Annotated in this window: 7 protein-coding genes; all 7 read left to right on the plus strand. The window is 35.6% G+C overall.

The window, feature by feature from the left end; all coding sequences use genetic code 11:
- Nucleotides 1–92 precede the first annotated feature (92 nt).
- The 7 genes from lysS (at nucleotide 93) to argH (ending at nucleotide 11,233) form a co-directional block, all read left to right on the plus strand.
- Nucleotides 93–1,556 (plus strand): lysine--tRNA ligase, encoded by a 1,464-nt coding sequence (gene lysS / locus LE179_RS04510; protein ID WP_374129179.1) that lies wholly within the window; start codon nucleotides 93–95, stop codon nucleotides 1,554–1,556.
- A gap of 6 nt (nucleotides 1,557–1,562) precedes the next feature.
- Nucleotides 1,563–2,792 (plus strand): FtsX-like permease family protein, encoded by a 1,230-nt coding sequence (locus LE179_RS04515; protein ID WP_374129180.1) that lies wholly within the window; start codon nucleotides 1,563–1,565, stop codon nucleotides 2,790–2,792.
- Between the two features lie 160 nt (nucleotides 2,793–2,952).
- Entirely contained in the window at nucleotides 2,953–3,612 is a 660-nt protein-coding gene (locus tag LE179_RS04520; RefSeq protein WP_374129181.1) for an ABC transporter ATP-binding protein, read from the plus strand.
- A gap of 125 nt (nucleotides 3,613–3,737) precedes the next feature.
- Entirely contained in the window at nucleotides 3,738–4,613 is an 876-nt protein-coding gene (gene ilvE / locus LE179_RS04525) for a branched-chain-amino-acid transaminase (protein ID WP_374129182.1), read from the plus strand.
- A gap of 139 nt (nucleotides 4,614–4,752) precedes the next feature.
- Entirely contained in the window at nucleotides 4,753–9,396 is a 4,644-nt protein-coding gene (locus tag LE179_RS04530) for a translocation/assembly module TamB domain-containing protein (protein ID WP_374129183.1), read from the plus strand.
- A 183-nt stretch (nucleotides 9,397–9,579) separates the two neighbouring features.
- On the plus strand, nucleotides 9,580–9,708 hold the full coding sequence (locus LE179_RS04535) for a hypothetical protein (protein ID WP_374129184.1): 129 nt from the start codon (nucleotides 9,580–9,582) through the stop codon (nucleotides 9,706–9,708).
- A 196-nt stretch (nucleotides 9,709–9,904) separates the two neighbouring features.
- Nucleotides 9,905–11,233 (plus strand): argininosuccinate lyase, encoded by a 1,329-nt coding sequence (gene argH / locus LE179_RS04540; protein WP_374129185.1) that lies wholly within the window; start codon nucleotides 9,905–9,907, stop codon nucleotides 11,231–11,233.
- Nucleotides 11,234–11,291: the final 58 nt, after the last annotated feature.

Consider the following 11,291-nt stretch of genomic DNA (forward strand, 5'->3'; position numbering starts at 1 on the left):
AAAAAATAGATTTATTGTTTTGACTGTAATTCAGGAAAATGATATAACTATTAGGGTTTTGTTTTAATTCTACACAGAGGAAAGAGCAGTAGATGGAAAAGATTAAACGTCCGCCGACTCCTATCGAACAAATAATTCGGCAGAGAAAACAGAAGGCGAAAGATTTTACAAATTCTGGAATAAATCCTTATCCTGCGAAATATGCTTTAGATAAGAACAACGCTAATATCCAAAAAGAGTTTATTTATCTTGAAAAGGAGCAAGTGGCGGATGTAAAAGTTAAAGCTGCAGGCAGGGTCATGACTTATAGAAATATGGGTAAGGCGGCATTTTTGGATATAAGGGATGGATTTGCGAAAATTCAAATATATGTTCGTGCAGATAAAATAGGAGAAGACCAATACGAGCTTTTTAAAAATGCAGTTGACACCTCTGATATCATTGCTGTTGAAGGAGTGCCTTTTAGAACAAAAACAAACGAACTAAGCGTAATGGTTGAAAAATGGACTATGCTTACGAAGGCATTAAGACCGTTACCTGAGAAGTGGCATGGGCTTAAGGATACGGAGACGAGATACAGGCAGAGGTATCTGGATCTAATCGCAAACAGCGAAGTAAAAGATATTTTTGTAAAAAGAAGTATGGTAATTTCAGCTATAAGGCACAAACTTGAAGAACTTGGTTTTATAGAAGTGGAAACTCCTGTTTTGCAGTCTCTTGCGGGGGGAGCAAATGCAAGGCCTTTCATAACGCATCATAACGCTTTAGATATAGATTTGTTTTTGAGAATTGCTCCGGAACTTTTTTTAAAACGACTTGTGGTCGGAGGTATGGACAGAGTTTTTGAGATCGGAAGAAATTTCAGAAATGAAGGTATAGATAAAAACCACAATCCTGAATTTACTATGTTGGAGCTTTATCAGGCGTACGCCGATTACAATGATATGATGGATGTTAGTGAAGCTTTAATCAAGACAGCTGCAAAAAAAATTGGCTCAACTATAAATTTGGAGTTCAAAAGAGCAAAGATGTTTGATTTAATAAAAGAATACACGGGACTTGATTTATTCTCGTATATTGAAAGCGGAAAGATGTTTGAGCAGGTAAAACATTTGAATCTTGATTTGCCCGAAAATGCGAGTGATGAAAAGACTTTAGATCGTCTTTTTAACGAGAAAGTTGTACCGAATTTAAAAAATCCTACTTTTGTTATGGATTACCCCGCAGTTTATTCGCCGCTTTCAAAAGTTAAATTTGATCAGCCTGAAATAGCCGAAAGATTTGAACTTTACATAAATGGAATGGAGATAGGAAATGCCTATTCCGAACTCAATGATCCGGAACTGCAAAAAATAAGATTTGCACAACAGATGGAAGCAAAAAAAAAGGGCGATGAAGAAGTTATGCCTTATGACGAAGATTTTATTTTTGCGCTTGAACAGGGTCTTCCTCCGACAGGCGGTTTGGGTATTGGTATAGACAGGCTTGTTATGGTTTTAACTGGTGTTGAATCAATCAGGGAAGTGATAATGTTTCCCGCGATGAGGCCCGAATAAATATTTATGAATATGTTGCCTGTGGAGTTTTTTATAGCATTCAGGTACCTAAAAGCGAGGAAGAAAGGTTTTTTTTCTTTACTCACTACTTTTATTGCTATAGGCGGTACTAGTTTGGGAGTTGCGGCGCTTGTTGTAACTCTGGCTGTTATGAGTGGTTTCCAAGGCGATATAAGAAACAAAATTCTGGGCATACAGCCGCATATAGTTGTTATAAGAATTGACGGTGAATTATTTAAAGATTATCTTCAGATTGAAAATAAAATAAAAACAAACAATGCAGTTCTAAATGTTTCTCCGTTTATATATAAACAGGGAGTAATCAGAAGTCTCGGCTCGGCAGCTTCAACGGGCGTAGTAATAAAAGCCATAAATTATGAAAATGAAGATAGTATGCTTGGTCTTTCAAAACAAATAACAATTGCAGATATAAATTTTAACGGTAAGAAAATAGGGGAAAAATCAATAATTCTCGGGAATGAACTTGCAAAAGGTATTGCTGTCGGGGCAGGTGATGAAGTTTTTTTAATGTTTCCTGGCGATTTCAGAAGTATTCCTAAAATGTATAAGTTTACGGTGTCGGCTGTTGTACAGTCTGGAATGTATGATTTTGATTCTTCTCTGGGTTTTATCGACTTGGAAGAAGGACAGAAACTCTTTTCAATGCAAGATGAGATAACGGGGTTTGATGTAAATACAAATGATTTTGACAGAGCTGTGACGACAGCGTCGCAGCTGCAGAAAGATTTGTCCTATCCATACAGGGTAAAAGCGTGGATTGAGATGAATAGAAATCTTTTTTCAGCCCTTAAGCTTGAAAAAATAATGATGTTTCTAATTTTAGGACTTATAATACTTGTAGCTGCATTTAACATTATTTCCAATCTCCTGCTTTTAAGCGTTCAGAAATCAAAGGAAATAGGCATAATGTCTGCAATGGGTTTTTCAAAGTTTTCAATTTCAAAAATATTTTTTTACGAAGGGCTTATTGTAGGTTCGTCTGGGACTGCTTTAGGAATTACATTTGGGCTTGTAGTGAGTTTTGTTTTGAAATATTTTAATATATTTAAGCTGCCGAAAGGCATTTATTATGTTGATAAGCTGCCTGTAACAGTAATACCTGCAGATATAGTCATGGTTGCCGCAAGCGCGTTTATTATTACTGTGGCAGCTGGAATTTATCCAGCTTATCAGGTTTCAAAATTAGAGCCGCTTGAAGCGATAAGATATGGGTAAACGGAAGAGAGTGGCGAGCTAGTGTTGTTTTTAGTTTGTCATTGCAAATAGACAGCGAAGTTGTAAAGTTGAAAATTCAGAAAGACTGAAATATTCCATAGCTCGCAACTTTAGTTGCTTTACTCTCTCAAAGTATAATATGAGTACAAATAAGCGTAGAATGAACATAAGAGTAGAAAACTTAAATAAAAACTATAAGAAAAAAGATTCGCCTGACGTTAAAGTGTTGAAGAACGTCAATCTTGAGATAATTTCAGGGCAGAAAATAGCTTTGACGGGTCCATCCGGAGCTGGTAAAAGTACTTTAATTCACATCTTAGGACTTATGGACAGACCTACATCGGGTAAAGTTTATATAGATGATGTAGATTGTTTCGAGGGCGATGATAAGTACTTATGTATTATGAGAAAGAAAAATATAGGTTTCGTTTTTCAGTTTCATTACCTTATGCCGGATTTTACTGTTTTGGAAAATATTCTACTTCCAGTATGGGGTGAGAAAAACATAAAATTCAAACAAGCCCAGAATATTTTGGAAAAAGTAGGACTTTTACACTGGCAAAATCATTTTCCTAACGAGCTATCTGGCGGAGAGCAACAGAGGGCAGCGCTTGCAAGGGCATTGATAAATAATCCGCAGGTAATTTTTGCCGATGAACCTACCGGTAATTTAGACAGAGTTACGGGGGTTGAAATAGAAAAATTGCTATTTGAAAGTTCTTCACAAACGGGTTCAACCCTTGTGCTTGTTACGCATAATGACGATCTAGCTTCCAAAACCGATAAAGTAATAAAAATGACTGATGGAAAAATAGTGTAAACAAAGCAGCAAACGCAATGTATGTTTGCCATGCTGAAAATTGAAAATTTGGAATATTGTTTTTTTTGAGAGGGGCAAAAACTTTTATAAAACAATATTAAATCTTATACTGAAAGGAGAGATGGATGAAGATTTATCTTGATGGGAAATTTGTTGAAAGAGAAGATGCAAAAATTTCTGTTTTTGACCATGGATTACTTTATGGAGACGGCATTTTTGAAGGTATAAGGGCGTATAACGGGAGAATTTTCAGATTAAAAGAACATTTGGACAGATTATGGGCATCTGCAAAAGCTATTAACATTACAATTCCGGTTCAGCAAAAAGATATGGAAAAAGCAGTAGTCAAAACTCTTTTGGCAAACGAACTCTACGATGCCTATATAAGACTTGTAGTTACAAGAGGCCGAGGGGATTTGGGTCTTGATCCCAGAAAATGCACACTGCCGCCATCAATAATAGTCATTACGGACAATATTTCTTTATATCCTGAAGAACTATATGAGAAAGGAATGGATGTAATAACGGTTTCCACAAGAAGAATAAGACAGGATTCTTTAAGTCCGAATATTAAATCGCTTAATTATTTAAACAACATAATTGCAAAAATGGAAGCTACAAGAGCTGGAGTTATGGAGGCCATAATGTTAAACGCCGAAGGGTATGTGGCTGAATGTACCGGCGACAATATTTTTCTAATGAAAAACGGGATTCTTTATACGCCTCCCGGCTCGGAAGGAGCTTTAATGGGAATAACAAGGGACGCTGTGATAGAGCTTGCAAAAAATAAACTGAAAATTTCAGTGAAAGAGGAACGTATCAGCATATACAACGTATATACTGCAGACGAGTGTTTCCTAACCGGGACCGCAGCTGAAATAATACCTGTTGTTACCGCCGATTCAAGAGAAATTGCTGACGGCAAACCGGGCAAAATGACGGTGAAACTTATAAAAGAATTTAAAAATCTTACGAGATTGACTGGCACGCCGATTAAATAGTTAGTTGTCATTCATCTGCCATATTAAAGGTTTTATACTGCACAACAGAGTTGTTTTGCTTTTCAAAATGACAGGCAACAGCATATCCTAAAACAAGTTACGAATAAGTTTATTTGACATGACGGCAAAGGTGCGAGGTATGTGCAAATTTCTGAAATACATTATGTCTATGCTTATTGTTTTAGCTGTGCTGGTTTCTTTATTATACTATGCAAGGGCTTCCATATTTGTACCTTTTATACAAAAATACATTCGCGCTAAAATAGGACATGAAATAAAGTTTGATAATTTTTATATTTTGCCTCAGACTTTCAGTTTGGCGTTTACAAATGTAAAAGTAGATAATGTATTTGCGGTAAAGAAAATAACGTTTAATTTGAGTCCTATAAAGTTTTTTGCTTATATTGCTGCTCCGATGAAATGTATAAGCCGAATAGATATATCAAAACTGGAGGTTTCTTTAAACGCAAATTCTAAAGATAAAAACGTTTCATCGGATAAAAACAATACTGCTTTTAAACTTCCTGAGTCTAAAATTACAATATTTATAGATGAAGCTGTAATTAAAAATAATAAAGAGATTTTGAAGATTATAGATGCGCGTATATTGCTGGGTCCAAATCAAATCAGCTTGGATTCTATGATATATGCCTTAGGCATTCCGATAAAGATCAATTCGCACATTAAACGCGCGGCAGGCAATATTTTTAACACTTCGTCAATCCTTGCTGCGGAAAATAAATTAGATATGCTTGTGAACTCAAGCGGAACTGTTGATTTATCGTCTTTGGATATAACTCAAAATATTGCGGTTGAAAAACTGATATATAGCGGATTTAAGTTAAACGGTTCTTCGGGTATTTTTTCAAAAACAGGAAATGCTTGTAAAATAAGTTTATCAGGCGGCTTTGGAAAATTTGAGTTTAATTCTTCCGCGGACGGTGTGGCTGAAGCTAAATCCAAGATTGATATTTCAGAAATCAACAAAAGTATGTCTGGAAATATTAATTTAAATTTTAAAAGACAAAATGATACGGCTGTCTTTGGATTGAATATAGTAGATTTAGTCGTTTTTGGCTTTAGATTCAGAAATTTTAATTTGTCGGGAATGAAAAATCATAACGGCATTTACGATATGTTATGTATATATGGAACTGGCGGGAAAATCAAAATCGGCTATACAAGAAATGGGAATTATAAGGCATGCCTCGTAATTGGAAATAAAACTGCGGGGACGGTTAAAGGTAATACGGAAACCGGCGAAGTTGCGGTGGATATAAAGAATGTCGATGTTGCATACGCCCCCGTAATTCCTTTTATGTGGAAAGATGCCAAAGGAATCGTTAACATTTCAGGCGCAATAGATGAGGTGTCTGGACAAATTGATTTTGCATTCAAAAGTCTCAATGTATCGACGGGTATAAACAGCGCGAATGTGATGGGAACCATAAACAGAAGCAATGATATGTATGTGTTCAATTTTTATAAAAATGACAATTCCTTTGTCTTAAATAGCGTTATAAAAAGCGGTGAAATAGTTTCGGCAGACTTTAAATTTGTCAGTATTAATATTTCAGATATATTGCGTATTTGCGGATATTCAAAATATAGTGTTTTGGGAACGGTCAGCGGACGCGTGAAATATGAAAAAAACTCAGGAGCGGAATTTGATATTAAAGCTTTTAATGGAATATTATATAGTAATAAATTTAAAAAAATTGAAGCTAAAGGCGACGTAAATTTAGATAGGATAAATATAGAGCGTTTTATACTTAAAAATGATTCTGATGAAATCACAGCCGATATAATGGGACTGCTTGGTTTCACGAAAGCAAATTCAGTTTCTTCGGTTTATGTTAATGTAAGAGACATCAACGTCGGCGGGGTAAAAGTGAGCGGGTACGCATCCTTTCAGGGCAGTTTAAGCGACAACGATGAGATTAAAGGCATCATTGAAAGTGCGGGGTCCAATGTATCCGGAGTATCTCTTGGGAACCTTTTGGCAGATGCGACAATTTCAACAAAAAAGTTTGAAATTTCCAATTTAAAATCCAACAATGGTATAGAAGCGTCTGTAAGAGCAGATTTCAAGGAAAATAAATTGTCGGGAAATCTTTCCTTTAAAAATACGGATATTAAGGGCGTTTATAACGGCGTATCCGGATTGTTGGATTCTACTGTAAAGTTTTCTGGCGAGTTGGACAATCCCGATGTCAGAATTGCGGCTTGCATAAAAAAAGGGAAATATTTATTCCAATCTTTTTCTTTCTTGTCCGATTTGGAATACAGAAACAGTATCCTTAAAGTGGATAAAGCTGTGCTATCGGCGGATAAAACAAAAGTTGCACTGAAAGGAAATTATTTAAATGGCGGCATTATTTCTTTAACTGTTGAGAATTTAACTGAAAGGATTATCAATACATTTGTGGGTTTTAGAACTCCATTAAAAGGAAGTTTTTCGGGCGACGGCGTTCTTATGGCGAAGGACGGAAAACAGTGTCTTAAAATGTCTTTACAAGCTAAAAAGGCTTATGTTAAAACATTAAAGTTAAATGATGTTAAATCAGACATTGAAATAAACGGTTACAATATTGCGATAAACAGTGCTTCCGCAAGAATTCTGGATAGCGAAATAAAAGTGGATAAAGGTTTCTTTAATATTGAAGACGGGAAATATGGGCTTAATTTATCGTTGATTAACGCTCATGCGGGTCCTTTTGATTTGTTTGGCAGCATAAAATTATCAGGCGAAATAATAAAGAGGAAAGGCGGTTCTATATATACTGGCGCGATCGATTTGCAAAATTTATGGATAAACAAGTATAAGTTGTCTTATTGTCGCTTTGACTATAATATTAAAGACAAAACTTTGGAGTTCCTGCAAAAAGCGGACGGTGTGAATTTATATGATTCTTCGGGGCTTATTGTTTTTGGCGACATAATATCCGTAAAGAAATTTAATATTTCAAAAGATAAAACTTGTTTAGATTTAAAAGCAGATTTTTCAAATGATTCTGTCGATGTTGAAATCGAAGGTTCAAATATTGACTGGCGCTTTATAACTGACGTTTTAAATCTGCCGATTGCCGTAAGAGGAAGCATAAATATAAATGCCGGCTTATCTGGACGTATCGGTCAACCTAAAGGGAGCATATCAATAACGTCGGTAAACGGGTCTGTGATGGAAACTCCGTACGACAATTTTGATGTTGAAGTTGATTTCTCGGATAATTATGCGCATATAAAAAAAGCCGTTGTGTTTAAGCGGAATGAAATCAGTATGTCTGTCCATGGCGCTTTTCCGTTGTGGTTTGATAAAACTTTATCTGAAAAAATGCAAAATAAGCCTATAGATGTAACTTATGAAGTAGAAGATAGCAAATTAAGCATCTTAAAATATTTATCTGGAGGTTATATTAAGCCCTATAGCGGAAAGATGCTTATAAAAGGATCTGTTGAAGGGACTTATGCAAAAATCAGCAGTAATGGCAGACTTTCGGCAATGGGAGGATCCTTTGAAATAGAGAATTACATTGATAAAGCAAAAGATATGTCTATTGAAATGTCGCTTATTGAAGATTTGGTTAAAATTGATAAATTTAGTTTTAAATCTGGACCCGGCAAACTGAATGCTTATGGTCAGTTGCGGCTCAACAAATTTAATGTCAGGGATTTTGACATAAGGCTTGTTACCGGTAATAAAGGAATCTTTTTACGCGTTCCTCAACTGCCTATAATGAGCATTATGGGGGATAAATCATTGCTGCAGGATTATTCTGCCGGCGAACTCGGTTTTGACATTAGGGTACACGGTAGTCCGGCAGAGCCTAAAGTTGCGGGATCGATTTTGCTTGAAAATACGCGTTTTACATTTCCGGGAGATGGTAGCGACGAAGATATAGATTCTTTTATTCCTAAAAACACAGAGTTTGATTTGAAATTGCTAACTGCAAAGAATACGAGGTTTGAGAATTCTTTTGTTTACGCGTTGATAAATGGTTTTTTATACATCAGAGGTCCTTATAATAATCTGAGAACAAACGGAATAATTGAAGCTTCAAAGGGTAGAATAAACTATTTTGGGATTGGATTTGACATAGTAAATGCTAAAGTAGAAGTAGTGGATAGAACGCATGAAAATCAGGTTTATGTCACTGCCGAAGGAGAAACAGCAGTATTTTTAAAAAAAGAAAACAAACCGGAAACTATAAAATTGATTGTTGACAGAACTGAAATATCTAAAATATCAATGGAGTCCATAAAGTTTTCTTCAAAAGACAATCCAAATATAGATTCGCATACAGCTCTTGAAAAAATTGTGGGAACTAAACGGGACATAGATATAAATGCGCCGGGACTTGGAATTATATCGAATTTTATGATTAAACAGCGGGTTTTACGTTTAATTGATCAATTGCTTACAATGCCTTTTGCGAAAACAGTTTTACGCAAGACTGGACTCATCGATGATTTTAGAGTTTCTTACTCTCAGATTGACACCGATGTTTCTCAGAGTGATAAGTTTTCAAATTTATTTGTTGGAAACAAATATTCAATTGAAAAAAATCTTACAAGTCAAATTCTTTTTGGATACTCAATTCTTCTTGACGAATTGCATAAGGAGCTTGACTTGCGTCACGAAATAGAAGTTAGGTATAAGCTTACGGATAATTTGTTTTTGATTGGTAGTTATGAACTTAATCTCAATGAATATTCGCGTCAACCTGACAGAAGATTGATGCTTCAGTATCAGGTACGTTTCGGATCGCCTGCAAAAGAGTAGAATGAGGAAGATAAAAAAATGATGGGAAAGTTCGTAGCAGTTGGTTTTTTAACATAGTGTTTTTACAAGATTATATTCCAAAATACTAAAATATTGCATCTGACCAATGTAGAGATTTGTATATTAAAGTTTTTGTAATTGGGAATTTCTAAAAGAGGGGTTGCAAGTCAAAATTTGTAATTTATGATGGATTATATCAGTGCTGATATTCCCGCTCTACCGTCGACGGATCCTTTTGACATTTTCTTAGTATATGGTGAGAAAGCTTCTATTGGAGTTTTAGGCAATATTCTTGGAAAATTGTGTGACTGAGATATTCAGCAATGGGGATTCATATATGCGCTTATCTTAGCGTAGATTAATTGGTTCTGCAAACAAATGTACGGGGAGATAAAAGATAGATTCTCATTAAAATTGAACTTCCTAAAACATTCAGAAACAGAGCGGGCGTTGATTTCCGTAATGGCAAACAAGAAATAATAGACAAAAAATATATCGAGGAGTAATAATGCAAAATTTTGATCAGTTTATTGGATCGTTTTCTTTTGATGGCAGACTTGCGGAAGTCGATATTACCGGCTCAATAGCTCATACGAAAATGCTTATAAAAACTGGAATTATAAATGCTTCAGACGGCGAGAAAATTGTTTCGGGATTGACGTCTATTTTGAAAGATATGGAGAAAGGTTGGAAACTTCCGGATGAGGAAGATGTGCATTATGCCGTTGAAAAAGAGCTTATGCGGAGAATAGGTTCTGTCGGTGGAAAAATGCATACCGCAAGAAGTAGAAACGATCAGGTTGCAACTGATTTAAGAATTTATCTGAAACAGAAAATAGGAGTTATTCAAGGTCTTATAAACGATTTTCAGAAAACACTTGTTAAAAAGGCCGATGAAAATATTGATGTTGTAATGCCCGGTTTTACACACTTGCAACCTGCCCAGCCGGTTTTGGCGGCTCATCATCTCCTCGCCTATGCATGGATGATGCAAAGAGACAAAGAAAGACTTACCGACTGCTATAAGAGAACTGACATTCTGCCTTTAGGAAGCGCCGCTTTGGCAGGAACTTCTTTCGATATCGATAGGCAATATACAGCAAAACTTCTGGATTTTAAAAATATAAGCGAAAATTCTTTAGATGCTGTAAGCGACAGAGATTTCGCCGTAGAATTTGTATTCTGTATATCTTTAACAGCTTTGCATTTAACTAGGTTTTGTGAGGAAATAATTTTATGGATGAATCCGGAATTTGGTTATATAACGATAGATGACAAGTTCACGTCGGGTTCGTCGATAATGCCGCAGAAAAGAAATCCTGACTGCGCTGAAGTTATAAGAGGAAAATCCGGAAGAATTTTTGGAGATTTAATTGCGCTTCTTACAATAATAAAATCTTTGCCGCTTGCTTATAATAGAGATTTACAGGAAGATAAGCCGCCTGTTTTTGATGCTTTGGACAATATCAAAATGTGCCTTGAGGTTATGAATGAAATGGCGGACAGTTTAAAATTTGTCATAGAAAAAACTTTAAAAAGCACAGAAAAAGGTTTTATTGCGGCAACTGAGATAGCTGATTATCTTGCAAGGAATAATGTGCCTTTCAGAGTGGCTCACGGTATAGTTAAAGACATTGTCTTATACTGCGGAAAGAATTCAAAAACGCTGAATGAGCTTTCTCTTGAGGAATACCGCAAATTTTCAGAGATATTTAAGGAAGATATATTCAAACATTTGGATATAAGAAATATTGCCGAGATGAAAACTTCTTACGGCGGAACTTCAAAAAAATCTGTTTTACGCCAGATAGACAATATCAAACAAAAATTAGAATAAAAAAGTTTGCAGTCTTGCTTATTTTAACTGAGTTGCCGAATGTCCAGATGGTTTTGTA

It is taken from the genome of Candidatus Endomicrobiellum agilis (genome assembly GCF_020328115.1).
GTDB lineage: Bacteria > Elusimicrobiota > Endomicrobiia > Endomicrobiales > Endomicrobiaceae > Endomicrobiellum > Endomicrobiellum agilis.

Bases quoted from the DNA above. Each gene is read 5' to 3' on its own strand.
- lysS (WP_374129179.1), top strand. From the start codon at position 93: ATGGAAAAGATTAAACGTCCGCCGACTCCTATCGAACAAATAATTCGG.
- LE179_RS04515 (WP_374129180.1), top strand. From the start codon at position 1,563: ATGAATATGTTGCCTGTGGAGTTTTTTATAGCATTCAGGTACCTAAAA.
- LE179_RS04520 (WP_374129181.1), top strand. From the start codon at position 2,953: ATGAACATAAGAGTAGAAAACTTAAATAAAAACTATAAGAAAAAAGAT.
- ilvE (WP_374129182.1), top strand. From the start codon at position 3,738: ATGAAGATTTATCTTGATGGGAAATTTGTTGAAAGAGAAGATGCAAAA.
- LE179_RS04530 (WP_374129183.1), top strand. From the start codon at position 4,753: ATGTGCAAATTTCTGAAATACATTATGTCTATGCTTATTGTTTTAGCT.
- LE179_RS04535 (WP_374129184.1), top strand. From the start codon at position 9,580: ATGATGGATTATATCAGTGCTGATATTCCCGCTCTACCGTCGACGGAT.
- argH (WP_374129185.1), top strand. From the start codon at position 9,905: ATGCAAAATTTTGATCAGTTTATTGGATCGTTTTCTTTTGATGGCAGA.